Here is an 18,755-nt window from a genome sequence, read left to right as displayed (position 1 = left end):
TCCATTCTAGGCTACCTCGTTTTCTCTGTCTGAGGTGCATGGCGGAGAGTCGCATGACATCGCGGTATTTGTGTCGCCCTGTTAGCGTCTGTCTGAATGTGTTCTCACTCATTATGGCAAAGCAATGACAATCATCACGCAAGTTGCAGAACAGCGTAAAGCGCTGGAACAGGCGGTATCACAGGCGCTGGAGCTGGCTCGCGCCGGTTCTGATGCAGCCGAAGTCGCCGTCACGAAAACAGCCGGGATTAGCGTCAGTTCCCGTTATGGTGAAGTTGAAAACGTCGAATTTAACAGTGACGGTGCGCTGGGCATCACGGTGTACCATCAGCAGCGTAAAGGCAGCGCCTCTTCGACGGATCTCAGTCCGCAGGCCATTGCCCGCACCGTGCAGGCGGCGCTGGACATTGCCCGCTACACCTCGCCTGACCCGTATGCCGGCCCGGCGGATAAAGACCTGCTGGCCTTTGACGCCCCGGATCTGGACTTATTTCACCCCGCGCCGCTTGATGCCGAGCGGGGTATTGAGCTTGCGGCGGCGGCTGAACAGGCGGCGCTCAAGGCTGACCCGCGTATCACCAATACCGAGGGCGGCAGCTTTAATAGTCACTATGGCATCAAGGTGTTTGGTAACAGCCATGGCATGTTGCAAAGCTACTGCTCCAGCCGCCACTCCATGTCGGTGAGCGTGATTGCCGAGCACAACGGTGAGATGGAGCGCGATTACGCCTATACCATTGGCCGTTCGCTCGATGAGCTAAACGCGCCGGAGTGGGTGGGTGAGGAGTGCGCCCGGCGCACGCTGGCGCGCTTATCGCCCCGTAAACTGGCGACAATGCAAGCACCGGTGATGTTCGCCGCCGAGGTGGCCACCGGCTTGTTCGGCCATTTGGTTGGCGCTATCAGCGGCGGCAGCGTCTATCGCAAATCCACGTTCCTGCTAGACAGCCTGGGTCAGGCGATCCTGCCATCCTGGCTGACGATCCAGGAATTACCGCATTTGCGCAAAGGGCTCGCTTCCACGCCGTTTGACAGTGAAGGGGTGCGCACCGAGGCACGCGATATCGTCAAAGACGGCGTGCTGCAAACCTGGCTGATGACCAGCTATTCGGCGCGGAAACTGGGTATGAAAAGTACCGGTCACGCCGGTGGGATCCATAACTGGCGTATTGCTGGTCGCGGGCTGGATTTCGAGGCGATGCTCAAAGAGATGGGCACCGGCCTGCTGGTGACAAGCCTGATGGGGCAAGGTGTCAGCGCGGTGACGGGGGATTACTCGCGCGGCGCGTCCGGTTTCTGGGTAGAAAACGGCGTGATTCAGTATCCGGTGAGTGAAATTACCATTGCCGGAAACCTGAAAGACATGCTGCGTGATATGGTCACGATCGGTGATGATATTGAAACGCGCAGCAATATTCAGTGTGGCTCGGTGCTGCTGCCTTCAATGAAGATTGCCGGAGTGTGATGCTGCGCGCCGGTTTACCCGCACCGTGCGGGCAAACCGGTATTGTGGCGGGTTAGCGATGGTACTCGCCCGCCGCTTCAGGCTGATAGAGCAGTTCTAATACTTCGATACGCGTACTCTCGCCATTCGGCAATGGCCAGGCGATGCTGTTGCCAAGGTGCATCCCCAGCAGCGCAGCGCCTAACGGAGCCATGACGGAGATTTGCTCCCGGCTGTCTTTGAGCCCTGCCGGATAGACCAGCGTGCGGGTGTGCTCTTCGCCTGTCAGCACGTCGCGAAAGCGCACCCGGCTGTTCATGGTGACAACATCAGCCGGAATAGCGACGGGCTCGACTATCTCCGCTCTATCCAGTTCTTCACCGAGAGCCTGCGCGACCTCCGTATCAGCAAATTGAGGGTGAGCTAACAGTGTATCAAGACGCTCTGCGTCCAGTTCACCGATCGTCAGGTGTGGTTTATCCATATTGTTCTCCAGAGGATGATGGCAAGCAAATACCCGTCTGCGCGTGAAACGCGCCGAGGGGTAAAAGGAGAATAATAAACGGATAATGCCGTGTTGCCACAGAAAAAGGTCATGATGCCGCATGTACAGAGCAGAGACTGCTGGCATCAGGCGAGGAGAGGAGATTAATCTTCGTCGAAACCCGCCTCAAATAGCGTGATGATCGCCGCCAGCGCTTGCTGTTCATCCGGGCCAGTGACTTCAATTTCGATATGTCGGCCCTTGGCTGAGTCGAGCATCAGCATGGCGATGACGCTGCTGGCGTCGGCCTCTGTGCCGCTGTCGTTGCGCAATAACACTTCGGCATCAAAGCTTTGTACCAGCTCAAACAGTTTCATCGCCGGGCGGGCGTGCATCCCCAGCCGATTTTTCACTTCGACGGTTTGCCTGACTGTCATGATTTACGTTTTTCCAGTGTGCGGTGGCGCGACTGCACGTTTTTGCCACGGGAGCGGAAGTAGTCTGCCAGCTGTTCGGCAATGTACACCGAGCGATGTTTGCCGCCGGTGCAACCAATGGCAACGGTCAGATAGCTGCGGTTGTTGGTTTCGAGCATCGGCAGCCACAGTTCCAGATAGCTGCGCGTCTGGTAGATGAAATTGTGAACTTCGGTATGCCGGTCAAGAAACGCCGCAACCGGTTTATCCAGCCCGGTCATCGGGCGCAGTTTCGGGTCCCAGTGCGGGTTAGGCAAAAAGCGCACGTCAAACACGTAGTCGGCATCAATCGGGATGCCGTGTTTGTAGCCGAATGATTCAAACACCATCGTCAATTCGCGCTCGCGCTTGCCCAGTAACCGGGTGCGCAGCATTTCGGCCAGCTCATGCACCGACATTTCTGAGGTGTCGATGATAAGGTCAGCGCGTGAGCGCAGCGGCTCGAGCAAATCGCTCTCTTCGTCAATCGCGCTTTCCAGCGACAGGTTCTTGCTAGATAGCGGGTGCAGACGACGCGTGTCGCTGTAGCGACGGATTAACGTATTGCGATCGGCGTCAAGGAACAGCAATTGGGGCGAAAAACTTTGCGGCAAGCGCGTCAGCGCGTGCTCCAGCACATCCGGGCTTTCCGGCATGTTGCGCACATCAATACTGACGGCGGCAGAAATGTTTCTCTCTGCCAGCGAATGTGCCAGCTCTGGCAACAGCACCACCGGCAGGTTATCGACACAATAGAACCCCATGTCTTCCAGTGCACGCAGGGCGACGGATTTTCCTGAACCTGAACGACCACTGACAATCATCAGCACCATCTGACGACTCCCCCTGGCGGTGTGAGAGTGCATCACCACCGCCGTTAGCTAACTTCGTTATTTCCCGGTTATCCCGGCATCCTGTCAGGTTGTGCTTATTTGCACACCTGTGTCATCTGTCTCTTATGCATGGCTGCAAAACCGGCAGCCATCAACGCTCAGGATGATTCCTGCGAGTCTGATTCCGTCATGATTTGATATAGCTCTTCGTCGCTTTGCGCCGCGCGCAGACGTCGGCATACGGTTTTATCCGCCAGTCGTTTGGCAACCAGCGATAAGGTATGCAAATGGGTTTTACATTGTTCGGCTGGAACCAGCAAGGCAAAAAGCAAATCGACCGGCTGATTATCGATAGCGTCAAACGCGATAGGCTGCTCTAGCTGAATAAAAACGCCGACCGCCCCAAGCGTGTTTTCATCTTCCAGTTTGCCGTGAGGAATAGCGATACCGCATCCAATCCCGGTACTGCCCATGCGTTCGCGCGTCAGTATGGCTTCAAATACCATTTGCGGTGGCAGGTTGAGCTGTCTGGCAGCCAGTTCGCTGATGATTTCCAGCGCGCGCTTTTTACTTTGGCAGTGTACGGCGCTACGAGTGCACTCTTTACGGAGCACGGCGCTGAGTTGCATAACGGACTCGTTGTTCATGATACATTCACTTAACGACACGGTTGCCTTCGGGTATCCGGCCTGCAAATGCGGCAGGCCGGAGTGCTCCCTGCACCTGAAACAGGCAACATCAGTGCTGTTTCAGTTTATCCTTATGTTTATTTAACTGTCTCGCCAGCTTATCGATCAACAGATCGATGGCGGCATACATATCATCCGCTTCCGACGTGGCATGCAGCTCTCCACCATTCACATGTAAAGTGGCGTCTGCAATGTGCAGGATCCTTTCCACTTTCAATACCACATGCACCTGATTGATACGATCAAAGTATTGCTCAAGTTTGGCAAACTTTGCGGTGACAAATTCGCGCAGAGCATCGGTTATCTCAACGTGGTGTCCGGTAATGTTAAGCTGCATATCGTCTTCCTTCTCATGTAGGGGTCAAACCAACTGTTTGCGCTGGTTTGACGGCGGGATAGATAAAGACTCTCGATACTTGGCAACAGTACGGCGGGCGACAATGATCCCCTGTTCGGAAAGCATTGATGTCAGCTTGCTGTCACTCAGCGGTTTCGCGGGATTCTCCGCTGCAATCAGTTTCTTGACCAGTGCCCGAATGGCTGTGGATGACGCCTCACCGCCACTGTCGGTGTTCACATGACTGGAAAAGAAATACTTCAGCTCAAAAATACCGCGTGGGCTGTGCAAAAATTTCTGGGTGGTCACGCGGGAAATCGTTGATTCATGCATATCAACGGCCTGAGCGATATCCGCCAGTACCATTGGCCGCATAAATTCTTCACCCTGTTCGAAGAACGCTTGCTGCTGTTCTACTATACAGCGGGTCACTTTAAGCAGGGTATCGTTGCGGCTCTCCAGGCTTTTAATCAGCCAGCGCGCTTCTTGCAAATGGCTGCGAATAAATTGGCCGTCGCTGTCATTACGCGCGCTATTGCCAAGCGCGGCGTATTGTTGGTTGATTTGCAAACGCGGCACGCTGTCGGTGTTGAGCTCTACCGTCCAGTGGCCTTGCGCTTTGCGCACCAACACATCAGGAATCACGTATTCCGACTCGCCGGTATGAATCGACTGCCCCGGGCGTGGGTCCAGTGATTGAATCAGCGCCAGGGCTTCTTTTAGCACCTCTTCTTTGAGCCGACTGGAGCGGATCAGCGCGCGAAAGTCGTGATTAGCCAGCAAATCGAGGTAATCGCTGACGATAAGTTTAGCTTCGGCAAGGCGTGGTGTGGCGCTGTTAAATTGCGACAGCTGTACCAGCAAACATTCGCGTAAATCTCGGGCGGCAACGCCAACCGGGTCGAAACGCTGCACGCGCTTTAGCACGGCTTCCACTTCTTCCATCGTCACGTCGTCATCGCCGATGCTATCGCGGATATCTTCCAGCGATACGGTCAGATAACCGGTGTTATCTACCGCATCGACAATCGAGGTCGCGATGGCGGCGTCGGTGTCAGAAAACGGCGTCAGCTCCACTTGCCACATCAGATAATCCTGTAGCGTCTGGGTGGTTTCACCTTGATAAACCGGTAACTCGTCATCGCGATAATCGGTGCTGGTGCCAGACGGCGTGCCAGCGGTGTAGATTTCATCCCACGCTGCATCCAGCGGCAACTCTTCTGGCATCTCCTTTTGTTCCAGCGCTTCCCGTGTATCCAGGGCTTCGGTTTCGCTGCTCTCGCGGGTTTCTATCTCGTCATGGATGTCTGCTTGCTCCAGCAATGGATTGCTTTCCAGCGCCTGTTGAATTTCTTGCTGGAGTTCAAGCGTGGACAGTTGCAGCAGCCTGATGGCTTGCTGTAGCTGCGGTGTCATTGCCAGTTGCTGACTAAGCCTGAGTTGCAAACCTTGCTTCATAGCGTGCGCTAACTTCCTTTTGAACGATCAATTGAATTGAATAATCAACCTAACACATGACGTTATCAGAGTCGGAAGTCTTCGCCCAGATAGACGCGTTTAACCTGCTCATTCGCCAGTATATCCATCGGCGCGCCGTGGGCAATAAGCTGACCTTGACTGACGATATAAGCACGTTCGCAGACATCCAGCGTTTCACGGACATTGTGGTCGGTAATCAACACGCCAAGCCCGCTGTCACGCAGATGTTCGATGATTTTTTTGATGTCGATAACCGAAATCGGGTCAACCCCGGCAAAGGGTTCATCGAGCAGAATAAATTTCGGGTTAGCCGCCAGCGCACGGGCAATTTCCACCCGGCGACGTTCACCGCCGGACAGTGACTGACCGAGGTTGTCGCGCAAATGGCTGATATGAAACTCTTCCATCAGCTCGTTAGCGCGATCCTGCTGTTGCTCATGCGTGAGATCTTTTCTTATCTCCAGCACCGCCATCAGATTGTCGTACACGCTAAGACGGCGGAAAATCGAGGCTTCCTGCGGCAGATAACCGATACCGCGACGGGCCCGTTCGTGCAGCGGGAGCAGGCTAATATCGTCATCATCGATGATGATTCGCCCTTCATCACGGGGCACAATGCCCACAACCATATAAAACGTGGTGGTTTTACCGGCACCATTTGGCCCCAATAAACCAACGATTTCGCCTGAATTCACCGTCAGGCTGACGTTTTCCACCACTTTGCGGCCTTTATACGCCTTGGCCAGGCTTTCAGCGATTAATGTTGCCATGAGTTAGTGCGCTACTGACGGTTGTTTGGAGGGCTTGGCCGCATTGCCTGCTGCGGGTTTGGCACCGTTCTGGTTGCCTTTATCCTGTAGCTGGTTTGGCACCAATACCGTGGTGACTCGCTTGCCTTTATCGCTAAACGCTTCCATCTGTTGCTGTTGTACCAGATAGGTGATGCGGTCGCCTTTAACATTGCTATCGAGCTGTTCCAGATAGGCATCACCGGTCAGAATCACCAGTTGCTTATCCATCTCGTAGCGGATTTTCAGTGAGTGGCCTTTGACGGCCTTACCGTTGTCCTGCATCTGGTAGAAGGTCGCCGGGTTGCCATAGCCCTCGATGACCTCATGGCCCTGTTGACCGTTGGGGCGTGTGATAACCACTTTATCGGCCTGCGCTTTGATTGAGCCCTGCGTCACGATAACGTTGCCGGTAAATGTCACCACATTACCCTGCATGTCCAGCGCCTGCTGGTCGGAGGTAATGTTAATCGGTTGTTCCGTATCCCCGGTTAATGCCAGTGCCGGAATACTGACGGCGAACAGTGAGCTGGCAAGAAGCGTGCTACGCAGCGCATTAATTTTTAGGTTGAATTTCATAATAGGATTTTACCTTATCGATCAACTCAGCGGTTTTACTGCGCAGATTCCCACGCATTTTCAGCCCGTTAGAGGTAAAGTTGACACCGTACAGGGTGACTTCATCATCCGATGTCACGTCCTGCGTTATCAGATTTATCTGCGCATTGTCCGTTTTGATTCGTTCTAGCTGCGAATCGTTAGTCAGGCTGTTGACCTCCACATGCCCATACAGATAAAGCATACGATCTTTCGTCAATTTGGCGCGATCGGCACGGACAGACCAGGTCGCTACCGCCTGTTCATTAAACATGGTGGCTACCGGCTGGCTAAACCAGCTCACCTGTTCGACGCCATAGTGATCGGCGTTATCGGCTATCAGTTTGTAACTCAGTTTTCCCGTAGGGTCATACACCACGGTGATGTTTTTTTGCATGGTGTAGGTCGGTTCATTGCTTTGCCCGACGCTCTGGCTGCCTGCCTCGCGTGTGCTGGTCAGGTTTAAGCCGAGCAACACCAGCGCAATCAATGCCAGTAATAAGGTCAGCCAGACTTTAGTCTTACTCATATTGATAGCCCTTTGGCGAACGCCAGCTTATCCTGCGCCAGCAGGATAAGATCGCAAATCTCCCTTACCGCACCCCGGCCACCGGCAATGCGTGTGACATAGTGAGCCCGTGGCAGCAGCAGCGGGTGTGCATCGGCCACCGCGACACTCAGCCCGACTTCCGCCATCACCGGCCAGTCAATCAAGTCATCACCGATATAGGCGACCTGATTGGCAGTAAGCGACAGTGTATCTAACAGCTCGCGGAAGGCCAAAAGCTTATCGGACTGTCCCTGATAAAGATGCTGGATGCCCAGTGTCTGGCAGCGATCAATCAATAACTGCGACGAGCGGCCAGTAATAATGGCAACGTCGATGTCTGAGGTGAGCAGACAACGCAGACCGTAACCGTCTCGTACGTTAAACGCCTTGAGTTCTTCGCCCTGATTGCCCATATAAATCAAACCGTCAGAAAGCACGCCGTCAACATCGCAAATTAACAGACGGATATCCCGGGCGCGGAGCATCACCTCGGTATCGACGGGGCCGTAGCACGTCTCAGTTTGCGCACGGATTTCACTCATTTACATATCCTTGATTTTTAATTCTTTTATGCAGCGCTGTTGCCGGGTTATACCACGCCGGCACGCAGCATATCGTGCATGTGAACAATTCCCAACAGCCGATCGTTCTCTGCCACCAGCAATGAAGTAATGTGGCGCGATTGCATCACATTGAGCGCATCGACAGCCAACATTTGCGGTGTGACACGAATGCCGCCACGGGTCATCACATCAGTAATACGCGCATTGTTCAAATTGATGTTCATATCAAAGACCCGGCGCAAGTCCCCGTCGGTAAAGATACCTTCGATATGATCGTTGTGAAGGCCGTTACTGTCCGGGCCGCAAATCACCGTCATGCCGAGATTCTTACGCGTAATTTCCAGCAGCGCGTCGCGCAGCGAGGCGTCTTTATTGACGCGAGGCACCTCGTCATCGCGGTGCATAATATCGTTAACCCGCAAGAGCAGCTTGCGGCCAAGTGCGCCGCCGGGGTGCGACAGTGCGAAATCTTCGGCAGTAAAGCCACGTGCTTGCAGCAGAGCGACTGCCAGAGCATCCCCCATCACCAGCGTGGCGGTGGTGCTGGATGTCGGTGCCAGCCCCAGCGGGCAGGCTTCTTGTGGCACGCTGATACACAGATGAATGTCGGCGGTTTTCGCCATCGTGCTGTCCGGGTTGCCGGTCATGCAGATAAGGCATATCTGCAAGCGCTTAAGCACCGGAATTAATGCCAGAATCTCATGGGATTCGCCAGAATTGGAAATCGCCAGCACGATATCTTGCCGGGTTATCATCCCCAGATCGCCGTGACTGGCCTCGCCGGGATGGACAAAAAAAGCCGGTGTACCGGTGCTGGCAAAGGTCGCGGCCATTTTACAGCCAATATGACCCGATTTACCCATGCCCATCACCACGACCTTACCGTGGCAGGCGAACATTTGCTCACAGGCGCGGGAAAAGTTGTCATCAATGTACCTATCTAATTGCGCGAGGCTATCACGCTCGATTGATAACACCTGCCGCCCTGCGGCCTGAAAATCAAAACGGTTCTTTTGACTGGATATCTGTGTTTGATGGTCTTGAGACATGTAAAACATCCTGCGTTGCCGATGCTCTGGCTATGAGAACAAGAACAGCACCGAAAGGTACGCAATAAACGCACAGACGAGTAATGCGCCCGCACCCTGACCGATGCGCCGTTTCTGGCGAAGACAAAGAACGCTCAAAAGTACGCTGACTCCCAGCATTACCCAGTAATCGCGTGTGAAGGCTTGTGGGTTCACGGCACCGGGAGAGAGCAGCGCGGGTACTCCCAACACGATTCCGATGTTAAAAATATTCGAGCCAATTAAATTACCCAGCGCAATGTCGTCTTCTTTTTTCAGCGTGCCGACAATCGCCGTCGCTAGTTCGGGCAGGCTGGTGCCGATGGCGAGCACCGTCAGCCCGATAGTCAGCTCGCTGATATTAAAGTAATTCGCGATGACGGTTGCGTTATCTATCACAATGCGTGCAGACATAGGCAGAATGATTAAGCCAAGCATTAGCCATAACAGTGCCACCGTCGCATTATTTTCGCGTGGTAATTCAGCCAGTTGCTCCCGTGTCAGGCTATCTTCCCCCTGACGTTGGGCAAGGCGCGCCATGCGCAGCATCAACAAAAGGCAGCCTGTTGCAGCCAGCAGCAGCAGGAGACCATCCAGGCGGCTGAGAAAATGATCATGCAAGACAAGGCCGCACAGTACGGTGACGAGTAGCATCGGCGGTAATTCCTGGCGTAACAGCGAGGAGTGTAACGTTAACGGCCTAATCAACACCGCGCTGCCGAGGATAAGCAGAATATTGGCGATGTTCGAGCCCAGCACGTTGCCAACCGCCATATCGGTTTGATGATTCAGTGCGGCGGTGGTCGATACCATCAATTCCGGTAACGATGTGCCCATGCTCACAATGGTCATACCGATTATCATGGGGGGAACGCCAAATGAGCGGGCCAGCACCGCTGCGCCATAGACCAAACGGTCGGCGCCATAAACCAATAACACTAAACCAATGACTAACAGCACTGTCGCAAAAAGCATGCAGCGTCCTTTATTCAGGTATAATCACCGGTTTATTGGCGAACAAACCAGTCTTTTTGGACGAATAGCAAACAAAAACCGCCATTTCCCCTCGTTGGCGCTAATTCTGACTGCGTAGGGCGAAAAAGTAAAACCAATGGCAACTTTGGTCACGACCTGCGGCGCGGATTCTGTAACATTAAGCACCGCGAAATGCGGGCTCACCTCCGATCATTGTCGCTAACGATGAACGCTGGTGGCCGTCACTGGCGGTTGTAGAAGGAAAAGACCATGAACCACGAAAATCTGATAGAAATTCGCGGCCTGAGTTTTCAGCGGGGCGACAGAGCGATTTTTTCGGATATTTCTCTTACTGTGCCAACGCGAAAAATTACCGCCATCATGGGGCCTTCTGGTATCGGTAAAACCACGCTGTTGCGGCTGATTGGCGGCCAACTGCAACCTGATAGCGGAGAGATTTGGTTTGATGGTGACAATATACCGACACTCTCGCGTGCCCGGCTTTATGAAGTCCGTAAAAAAATGAGCATGTTGTTTCAGTCCGGCGCGCTGTTTACCGACCTGAACGTCTTTGACAATGTGGCCTGGCCGCTACGTGAACATACACAGCTGCCGGAGCCGTTATTACATAGTACGGTCATGATGAAGCTCGAAGCGGTGGGGCTCAGAGGCGCAGCGCAGTTAATGCCGTCCGAGTTATCCGGTGGGATGGCGAGGCGTGTGGCGTTGGCCCGCGCTATCGCGCTTGAGCCGCAGTTAATCATGTTTGACGAGCCATTCGTCGGCCAGGACCCGATCACCATGGGTGTGTTGGTGAAACTGATTGCCGAGCTAAATCATGCGCTGGGCGTAACCTGTGTGGTGGTGTCCCATGATGTGCCCGAGGTGCTGAGTATTGCCGATTATGCCTACATCATTGCGGATAAAAAAATTATCGCTCAAGGGGAACCGGCCGAACTGGAACGTAACAGCGACCCGCGCGTCAGGCAGTTTCTGGATGGGATCGCGGATGGGCCGGTGCCGTTCCGCTATCCGGCGGGTGATTACCAACAAGGCTTGTTAGGTCAGGGGAGTAAGTAATTCATGCTAGTACAGACATTGGCGTCTTTGGGACGTCGCGGTATCCAGGTCTGTGCCGCATTTGGTCGTGCCGGACTGATGCTGTTTAATGCGCTGGTCGGTAAGCCTGAGCCCGCCCGCCAGTGGCCGTTGTTGCGTAAGCAGCTTTACAGCGTCGGGGTGCAGTCGCTGTTAATTATTATTGTCTCCGGCGTGTTTATCGGAATGGTGCTTGGGTTGCAGGGCTATCTGGTTCTGACGACCTACAGTGCCGAAGCCAGCCTTGGCATGATGGTGGCGTTATCGCTGTTGCGTGAGCTTGGCCCGGTTGTCACCGCCTTGTTATTCGCCGGGCGCGCCGGGTCGGCACTGACGGCAGAGATAGGGCTAATGAAAGCGACCGAGCAGCTATCGAGTATGGAAATGATGGCGGTAGACCCGTTGCGCCGCGTTGTTGCGCCGCGTTTTTGGGCTGGGGTGATTTCTATGCCGCTGCTGACGGTCATTTTTGTTGCCGTGGGGATCTGGGGCGGCGCGCTGGTCGGGGTTGACTGGAAAGGGATTGACGGAGGCTTTTTCTGGTCGGCCATGCAAAGCGCAGTGGAGTGGCAGAAAGATTTACTTAACTGCGTTATCAAAAGCCTGGTGTTTGCAATAACGGCCACCTGGATTGCGCTGTTTAATGGTTATGACGCCGTTCCGACGTCAGAAGGCATCAGCCGTGCGACGACTCGCACCGTGGTGCATTCATCGCTGGCGGTACTGGGGTTAGATTTTGTGCTTACAGCACTGATGTTTGGGAAATAAGTCGATGCAAACAAAGAAACATGAAGTCTGGGTTGGCGTATTTATGCTGATTGCGTTATTCGCCATAGTCTTTTTATGTCTGAAAGTCGCTGACCTGAAATCATTAGGGCAGCAGCAGACTTATCGTTTGTACGCGACGTTCGACAACATCGGCGGGCTCAAGGCGCGTTCACCGGTGAAAATTGGCGGTGTGGTAATTGGCCGGGTGGCGTCAATTTCGCTCGATACCAAAACCTATTTACCGCGTGTGGCGATGGATATTGACCAGCGTTATAACCATATTCCCGATACCAGCTCGCTGGCGGTGAGAACGTCGGGTTTATTGGGGGAGCAATATCTGGCGTTAAATATTGGCTTTGAAGATGCTGATATGGGCACCGGTATTTTGCAAGATGGCGGGACTGTCCAGGATACCAAGTCCGCCATGGTGCTTGAGGATCTTATCGGCCAATTCCTATATAAGAGCGGTGGTAACAATACTGACAATGCCGCTCAAAATAGCGCGAATCAAAATAACGCTAATCAGCAAGCGGGTGACGTAGCTAAACCCGACGCCAGTGCAAAACCTGTGACGCAACAGCCTTGAGAGGACACAGCATGTTAAAACGCTTATTCATGGTGGCGCTGTTCATCATCGCCCCTTTGGTGAACGCCGCCGATCAAACGAACCCCTATAGCCTGATGCGCGATGCGGCGCAAAAGACATTCGACAGGCTTAAAAATGAGCAGGCGCGTATCAAGCAAGACCCCAATATGCTCCGCGCGATTGTGCGTGATGAATTGCTCCCTTACGTGCAGGTAAAATATGCCGGTGCGCTGGTACTGGGGCAGTATTATAAAAACGCAACGCCCGAGCAGCGTGATGCGTATTTCACGGCGTTTGAATCCTATCTGGAACAGGCTTATGGTCAGGCGCTGGCCTCATACCATGGACAGTCTTATGAGATTGCGCCCGAGCAGCCGTTAGGTAATGCAGAAATTGTCTCTATTCGCGTGACCATTATCGATAACGGTGGTCGCCCGCCGATTCGTCTTGATTTTCAGTGGCGTAAAAATACCAAAACCGGTTACTGGCAGGCTTACGACATGATTGCCGAGGGGGTGAGCATGATTACCACCAAACAAAACGAGTGGGCCTCAACGCTGCGCCAGAAGGGGGTTGATGGTCTGACCCAGCAGTTACAGGCAGCGGCGTCGCAGTCTATCACCCAGGGTCAGTCTAATGGCTGATACGCTAGGCGTGCGGCAGGAGAACTCGATTCTCATTCTTGAGGGTGCGCTTGATAGACACACGCTGATGCCGTTATGGCAGCAGCGTGCGACGTTGCTCGATGGTTGCCAGACGCTGGATGTCAGCCGCGTGGAGCATGTGGATTCTGCCGGGCTGGCGCTGTTGGTTCATTGTTATCATCAGCAGAAACAGCGGGGAAGTACGCTGGTTATTACTGGAGTGAGTGACCGCTTACGTACTTTGGTGCAGTTGTATAACCTGAGTGAAATCATTCCCATCCAGTTGGCTGAGTAAAAGGCGGTTTTTTACCCTGCCACGTCCCCTTGTTGCGATTGCCGCCGAGGGGATTTCTTTTGTTTAAGATAGCGACGGATTCATCTAAGATACTACCCTGTTTATCATCCCCCTGACGTAGAATCGAGAACATGGAAAACAACGAAATTAAAGCGGTGCTGATGCAAGCGTTGGCGCTACAGGAAGTGCATGTTTCCGGCGATGGAAGCCACTTTCAGGTTATTGTAGTCGGTGACGTGTTCAAGGGTATGAGCCGCGTGAAACAACAGCAGGCTGTATATGCGCCACTGATGGAATATATCGCGGATAACCGCATTCATGCGTTGTCTATCAAGGCTTACACCCCGGAAGAATGGCAGCGCGACCGCAAACTAAGCGGTTTCTAAATCAGCGGCGTATTCGCCGCGCTATTGAGTCTGAATATTGAGAAATCGTCACTATGGATAAATTTCGTGTGCAGGGGCCAACCCGGCTCGCTGGTGAAGTTACTATTTCCGGCGCTAAAAACGCTGCCCTGCCTATCCTGTTCGCTGCCTTGCTGGCTGAAGAGCCGGTAGAAATCCAAAATGTTCCCAAACTGCGTGATATCGACACCACCATGAAGCTGCTCGGTCAGTTAGGGGTTCGTGTCGAGCGTAATGGGTCGGTGCATATCGATGCCAGCGCCGTCAATGTTTTTTGTGCGCCGTATGAGCTGGTGAAAACCATGCGTGCGTCTATCTGGGCGTTGGGGCCGCTGGTGGCTCGATTCGGCCAGGGGCAGGTGTCTTTGCCGGGAGGATGTGCGATTGGCGCACGCCCGGTGGATTTGCACATTAATGGCCTGGAGCAACTGGGCGCTCACATTACATTGGAAGAGGGCTACGTCAAGGCCTCCGTCGATGGTCGTCTGAAAGGCGCTCACATCGTCATGGATAAAGTCAGCGTAGGCGCAACGGTGACTATCATGAGCGCCGCCACCCTTGCCACCGGTAAAACGATTATCGAAAATGCGGCGCGTGAGCCGGAGATTGTGGATACCGCCAATTTCCTCAATACCCTGGGCGCTAAAATTAGCGGCGCCGGTAGCGACAAGATAGTCATTGAGGGGGTTGAGCGTTTAGGCGGCGGCGTGTACCGGGTTCTGCCAGACAGGATTGAAACCGGCACCTTTTTGGTTGCCGCAGCGGTTTCGGGCGGCAAGGTGTTGTGCCGTAATACCCGCCCTGACACGCTGGACGCTGTGCTGGCTAAATTACGTGAGGCCGGTGCCGATATCGACGTTGGCGAAGACTGGATAAGCCTTGATATGCATGGCCGCCGTCCGAAAGCGGTGAATGTCAGAACGGTGCCGCATCCCGGTTTTCCTACCGACATGCAGGCGCAATTCAGCCTGTTGAATCTGGTGGCGGAAGGGACGGGCGTTATCACTGAAACCATTTTTGAAAACCGTTTCATGCACATTCCCGAACTGATTCGTATGGGCGCGCAGGCGGAAATCGAAAGTAATACGGTTATTTGCCACGGTGTCGCGCATCTGTCCGGTGCGCAGGTGATGGCAACCGATTTACGCGCGTCTGCCAGTTTGGTGTTAGCGGGCTGTATTGCCGAAGGCACTACCGTGGTGGATCGTATTTATCACATCGATCGCGGCTATGATCGCATTGAAGATAAATTACGGGCGCTGGGTGCCAATATTGAACGCGTCAGCGCGAACGATTGATTATTGATTGATTGTGCTGTGCTACCGGGTGGCGGTAATAACGCCGCTACCCGGTAAGCTATTTACCCATCTACCCAAATAACCCATCTACCCAAATAACCCATCTATCCAGATAAGTTATCTGCCCGATAAACCCTCACCCGAACCATTCTTGGTGTTATTCATCGCTGGGGTACTCTTGAATCGTCATATTCAGCCGAATCTCCTGATTATCGCGAAATACGACGACCGGAATGACTGAACCCGGGCGAATCTCCGCAACCTGATCCATGGTTTCAATCACTGAACGGGCCGGTTTGCCATTGACTTCCAGCAGTAAATCGCCTTCTTTGATCCCGGCTTTATCAGCGGGGCCCCCTGCTTCGACGTGGTTAACCATAATCCCTTGCAGACGCTCAAGCCCGGAGATCTGATTTCCGAGTTTCTCCCGCTGCGCCCCTTTAATGCCAATGTAGCCACGGATAACCCGACCATCCTGAATTAACTTATTCATGATTTTGGTCGCCAGCGCAACGGGAATGGCAAACCCGATACCTTCAGGAGTGCCGCCATCGTTACTTTTATCAAATGACAGCGTGTTGATACCCACCAGTTCACCGATGGTATTAACCAACGCCCCCCCGGAGTTGCCCCGGTTGATAGAGGCATCGGTTTGCAGGAAGTTCTGGCGGCCAGATGAGCTTAACCCGACGCGTCCGGTTGCGCTGATGATCCCCTGAGTCACGGTTTGCCCCAGGTTATAGGGGTTGCCAATAGCCATGACGACATCACCGACATGGAACACTCGTTTGGGGTTGATGGGGATTTCCGGCAGGTTGGGGCCATCGATTTTGAGTACGGCTAAATCCGTCAGGGTATCGGAGCCGACCAGTAATGCTTCAAATATCCGGCCATCCTGTAGCGTCACCACTATCTGTGCAGCATTACTGATGACGTGCTTATTCGTCAGGATATAGCCTTTTCGATTCATGATAACGCCGGAACCAAGAGTGCGAATATTCAGCTCATTCTTGGTGGTCGGGTCGTTCGCCTGATTGTATACGTTCACCACGGCAGGCGCGGCGCGGCGCACACCTTGATAGTAACTCACCGGTGTTTCCTGGCTGCTGTCGCTGCTGGCTTTCAATAAGCCCTGACTGGAGCGTAGCGAGGGGAGTATTAGCAGCAAAATCCCGGCGACCAGAACACCGAACAGCGCCGAACGTAACAGTTTGGTTAGCATGATCGTTCTAGGGGTAAAAGAAGATTGAGTCGCAGAATATCAGAGAAGGATGAACACCGCATCGCGCGGTGTTCACTTTTTAATGGCTTAACGTAATAACAGGTAGATGCTCTCATCGCCACGGACGATATTGAGCGCCAGCACTGACGGTTTGGCTTCCAGCAGTTTACGTAGCTGAGTAATGTTTTCTACGCGCTCACGGTTTACGCCAACGATGATGTCACCTTTCTGCAAACCGATTTTGGCCGCAGCGCTGTCTTTAGCGACATTATCAATGGTGACGCCTTTGCTGCCATCTTTAAGCTGGCCATTATTGAGCGTAGCGCCTTGCAATGCCGGTGATAGGCTATCCGCATTGGTGGTCGTGTTACTGCTATTATCGAGCACCACGGCGACTTCCTGCTGCTTGCCGTCGCGCAGCAGGCCGATTCGCACCGTTTTACCCGGAGCCGTCGTCCCTATCTTGGCGCGCAGTTCGGCAAAACTGCTGATAGATTTACCATCCAGTGAAATCAGCACATCGCCAGCCTTGATACCGGCTTTGGCGGCCGCTGACTTCGCAATCACTTCGCTGAGCAAACGCGCCTCGCTGCGCATCGACCTTGAATGCCTTGGCGATTTCAGCGGTCATTTCGCTGCCTTTGATACCTAACAGGCCGCGTTTTACCTCACCGAATTCAACCAGTTGCTGCGTCAGGTTCTGCGCCATGTTGCTGGGAATGGCAAAGCCGATACCAACGTTGCCGCCGCTGGGGGCGAGAATCGCGGTGTTGATGCCGATAAGCTCACCGCGCAAGTTAACCAGCGCGCCACCTGAGTTGCCACGATTGATAGAGGCATCGGTCTGAATAAAGTTTTCCAGCCCTTCCAGATTCAGGCCGCTGCGACCCAGTGCGGAAATGATCCCGGAAGTGGCGGTTTGGCCAAGGCCGAAAGGGTTGCCGACAGCGACAGCAAAATCACCGACACGGAGCTGGTCGGAGTCCGCCATCTTGATTTCAGTCAGGTTTTTCGCATCGGTCAGTTGCAGTAAGGCGATGTCAGTCTGTTCGTCACGGCCAATAAGCTTGGCGTCGTACTCGCGGCCATCATTCAATTGCACCTGAATTTTATCGGCGTTATTGACCACATGGTTGTTGGTCAGCACGTAACCTTTTTCAGCATTGATAATGACGCCCGAACCTAAGCCTTCAAACGGGCGGCTGTTCTGTTTTTCTGATGGCGTATTCGGGCCAAAAAAGAATTTGAATTCTTCAGGAATGCGCTGGCGCTGCACCTGTGTGCCTTCAACGTGTACGCTGACTACGGCGGGCAACACTTTCTCCAGCATCGGGGCGAGGCTTGGCAGCGCCTGCCCTTCTACCACAGCAGGCAACGCGGCGTTGGCCGGGGGCAGCGAAGACAACGACAATCCTATACCGAGTGCCAGTGCGCTATATAACAACGATGTTTTTTTCATTGCTTGTTAACTCTCTCACGACCTGCCTAAGAATAAAACGATGATATATAAACTCAAACTTGTGTTGAAGAGTCAGACCTAGCGTGGTGTGTAAAGTTCACTGATATTTCGTCAGCAGACTGTAACCGCTCGCAACAGCATCTGTCTGGCCGGGTGTTTTGCTGTCGGAGGAGGGGTTCCGACAGCATGAGGGCCAAGGATAAACAGTGATTATTTATCGGTGGTTCTTGTCGCGCGCAGCAAACCCGATGCGCCATCGGAGTAATCGCGCGGCGGCATATCAACAGGTGCCTGATCGTTGTCTGATTCGGCCTCTGTCAAACGATAGCGAAATGGGTTGTCTTGCACCGGTACGTCAGGCAGCAAGTTGTTGGAGCTTTTCGCCATATGCTGATAAAGCTGGCGATAGTCGCGTGCCATTTTATCAAGCAACTCTGCGCTGCTGGCAAAGTGGCTGACCAATTCTTGACGATATGCGTCCAGTTCCGATTTTTTCTTCTCCAGCTCGTTCTGCAAAGCCTGTTGCTGACGCAGCTTGCGGTTGCCGAACCGCATGGCGACAGCCCCAATAATGATACCGATGGCAAATCCAATCAGCGCAGACTCCCAGGTCATAAGACGACTCCTATTTTGACTTCGTTGTCCCGTAGGGTTTTTTCACTTAATAATAGCCACTATAACCGCTAACTCCGCCGGAGTGGAGTCTTCGTATCGGGTATG

Annotated in this window: 22 protein-coding genes and 1 pseudogene; 8 read left to right on the top strand and 15 right to left on the bottom strand. The window is 53.6% G+C overall.

What is annotated here, in order from left to right:
* Positions 1–124 precede the first annotated feature (124 nt).
* Positions 125–1,465: a metalloprotease PmbA gene (gene pmbA, locus O1Q98_RS09920; RefSeq protein ID WP_125257980.1), complete on the top strand. Its 1,341-nt coding sequence runs from the start codon at positions 125–127 to the stop codon at positions 1,463–1,465.
* A 52-nt stretch (positions 1,466–1,517) separates the two neighbouring features.
* Here the strand turns inward: pmbA and rnk are convergent, their stop codons facing one another.
* From rnk to O1Q98_RS09860, 12 genes are all read right to left on the bottom strand, one after another.
* Entirely contained in the window at positions 1,518–1,928 is a 411-nt protein-coding gene (gene rnk / locus O1Q98_RS09915; RefSeq protein ID WP_125257981.1) for a nucleoside diphosphate kinase regulator, read from the bottom strand.
* A 164-nt stretch (positions 1,929–2,092) separates the two neighbouring features.
* The gene (npr, locus tag O1Q98_RS09910) at positions 2,093–2,365 is read right to left on the bottom strand and encodes a PTS phosphocarrier protein NPr (RefSeq protein ID WP_125257982.1); all 273 of its coding nucleotides are present in this window, start codon (positions 2,363–2,365) and stop codon (positions 2,093–2,095) included.
* Positions 2,362–3,216, bottom strand: a complete 855-nt coding sequence (gene rapZ, locus O1Q98_RS09905; RefSeq protein ID WP_035339429.1) for an RNase adapter RapZ — start codon at positions 3,214–3,216, stop codon at positions 2,362–2,364. Before rapZ ends, npr begins: the two co-directional genes overlap by 4 nt.
* Before the next feature lie 158 nt (positions 3,217–3,374).
* Positions 3,375–3,863, bottom strand: coding sequence for a PTS IIA-like nitrogen regulatory protein PtsN (gene ptsN / locus O1Q98_RS09900; protein ID WP_125257983.1), 489 nt, complete (start codon positions 3,861–3,863; stop codon positions 3,375–3,377).
* Between the two features lie 91 nt (positions 3,864–3,954).
* Positions 3,955–4,242, bottom strand: a complete 288-nt coding sequence (gene hpf / locus O1Q98_RS09895) for a ribosome hibernation promoting factor (protein WP_125257984.1) — start codon at positions 4,240–4,242, stop codon at positions 3,955–3,957.
* A gap of 24 nt (positions 4,243–4,266) precedes the next feature.
* Positions 4,267–5,700 carry an RNA polymerase factor sigma-54 gene (gene rpoN / locus O1Q98_RS09890; RefSeq protein WP_125257985.1) on the bottom strand — a complete coding sequence of 478 codons (1,434 nt, stop codon included), beginning with the start codon at positions 5,698–5,700 and terminating at the stop codon, positions 4,267–4,269.
* A gap of 65 nt (positions 5,701–5,765) precedes the next feature.
* Complete coding sequence (gene lptB / locus O1Q98_RS09885; protein WP_125257986.1) at positions 5,766–6,491, bottom strand: LPS export ABC transporter ATP-binding protein; 726 nt, start codon at positions 6,489–6,491, stop codon at positions 5,766–5,768.
* Positions 6,492–6,494: 3 nt separating this feature from the next.
* A complete protein-coding gene (gene lptA, locus O1Q98_RS09880) occupies positions 6,495–7,088 on the bottom strand; it encodes a lipopolysaccharide ABC transporter substrate-binding protein LptA (protein ID WP_125257987.1) in 594 nt (197 codons plus the stop codon).
* Positions 7,066–7,635, bottom strand: a complete 570-nt coding sequence (lptC, locus tag O1Q98_RS09875) for an LPS export ABC transporter periplasmic protein LptC (protein WP_125257988.1) — start codon at positions 7,633–7,635, stop codon at positions 7,066–7,068. The genes lptA and lptC overlap by 23 nt, the downstream gene beginning before the upstream one ends.
* A complete protein-coding gene (gene kdsC, locus O1Q98_RS09870) occupies positions 7,632–8,198 on the bottom strand; it encodes a 3-deoxy-manno-octulosonate-8-phosphatase KdsC (protein WP_125257989.1) in 567 nt (188 codons plus the stop codon). The genes lptC and kdsC overlap by 4 nt, the downstream gene beginning before the upstream one ends.
* Positions 8,199–8,245: 47 nt before the next feature.
* A complete protein-coding gene (gene kdsD / locus O1Q98_RS09865; RefSeq protein WP_125257990.1) occupies positions 8,246–9,268 on the bottom strand; it encodes an arabinose-5-phosphate isomerase KdsD in 1,023 nt (340 codons plus the stop codon).
* Positions 9,269–9,298: 30 nt separating this feature from the next.
* A complete protein-coding gene (locus tag O1Q98_RS09860) occupies positions 9,299–10,261 on the bottom strand; it encodes a calcium/sodium antiporter (RefSeq protein WP_125257991.1) in 963 nt (320 codons plus the stop codon).
* A 270-nt stretch (positions 10,262–10,531) separates the two neighbouring features.
* Here O1Q98_RS09860 and mlaF point away from each other — a divergent pair, with 270 nt between their 5' ends.
* The 7 genes from mlaF (at position 10,532) to murA (ending at position 15,354) form a co-directional block, all read left to right on the top strand.
* Positions 10,532–11,341: a phospholipid ABC transporter ATP-binding protein MlaF gene (gene mlaF, locus O1Q98_RS09855; RefSeq protein ID WP_125257992.1), complete on the top strand. Its 810-nt coding sequence runs from the start codon at positions 10,532–10,534 to the stop codon at positions 11,339–11,341.
* A 3-nt stretch (positions 11,342–11,344) separates the two neighbouring features.
* Complete coding sequence (gene mlaE, locus O1Q98_RS09850) at positions 11,345–12,127, top strand: lipid asymmetry maintenance ABC transporter permease subunit MlaE (protein WP_125257993.1); 783 nt, start codon at positions 11,345–11,347, stop codon at positions 12,125–12,127.
* 4 nt (positions 12,128–12,131) lie between these two features.
* On the top strand, positions 12,132–12,713 hold the full coding sequence (gene mlaD, locus O1Q98_RS09845) for an outer membrane lipid asymmetry maintenance protein MlaD (RefSeq protein WP_125257994.1): 582 nt from the start codon (positions 12,132–12,134) through the stop codon (positions 12,711–12,713).
* Positions 12,714–12,724: 11 nt separating this feature from the next.
* The gene (mlaC, locus tag O1Q98_RS09840) at positions 12,725–13,357 is read left to right on the top strand and encodes a phospholipid-binding protein MlaC (protein WP_125257995.1); all 633 of its coding nucleotides are present in this window, start codon (positions 12,725–12,727) and stop codon (positions 13,355–13,357) included.
* Complete coding sequence (gene mlaB / locus O1Q98_RS09835) at positions 13,350–13,652, top strand: lipid asymmetry maintenance protein MlaB (protein WP_125257996.1); 303 nt, start codon at positions 13,350–13,352, stop codon at positions 13,650–13,652. Before mlaC ends, mlaB begins: the two co-directional genes overlap by 8 nt.
* Positions 13,653–13,783: 131 nt before the next feature.
* Positions 13,784–14,038 (top strand): BolA family iron metabolism protein IbaG, encoded by a 255-nt coding sequence (gene ibaG / locus O1Q98_RS09830; protein WP_125257997.1) that lies wholly within the window; start codon positions 13,784–13,786, stop codon positions 14,036–14,038.
* 53 nt (positions 14,039–14,091) lie between these two features.
* A complete protein-coding gene (murA, locus tag O1Q98_RS09825) occupies positions 14,092–15,354 on the top strand; it encodes a UDP-N-acetylglucosamine 1-carboxyvinyltransferase (RefSeq protein WP_125257998.1) in 1,263 nt (420 codons plus the stop codon).
* A 157-nt stretch (positions 15,355–15,511) separates the two neighbouring features.
* Here the strand turns inward: murA and degS are convergent, their stop codons facing one another.
* The 3 genes and pseudogenes from degS to zapG all read right to left on the bottom strand — a co-directional run bounded on the left by degS (position 15,512) and on the right by zapG (position 18,650).
* Positions 15,512–16,576 (bottom strand): outer membrane-stress sensor serine endopeptidase DegS, encoded by a 1,065-nt coding sequence (gene degS / locus O1Q98_RS09820; RefSeq protein WP_125257999.1) that lies wholly within the window; start codon positions 16,574–16,576, stop codon positions 15,512–15,514.
* Between the two features lie 87 nt (positions 16,577–16,663).
* Positions 16,664–18,035, bottom strand: a pseudogene (degQ, locus tag O1Q98_RS09815) (serine endoprotease DegQ).
* Between the two features lie 210 nt (positions 18,036–18,245).
* Positions 18,246–18,650, bottom strand: a complete 405-nt coding sequence (gene zapG / locus O1Q98_RS09810) for a Z-ring associated protein ZapG (protein WP_125258001.1) — start codon at positions 18,648–18,650, stop codon at positions 18,246–18,248.
* Positions 18,651–18,755: the final 105 nt, after the last annotated feature.

Source organism: Dickeya lacustris (genome assembly GCF_029635795.1).
Classification (GTDB): domain Bacteria; phylum Pseudomonadota; class Gammaproteobacteria; order Enterobacterales; family Enterobacteriaceae; genus Dickeya; species Dickeya lacustris.
The sequence above is the reverse complement of the archived record's forward strand: the minus strand, read 5'-3'. Positions and strand labels throughout refer to the sequence as shown.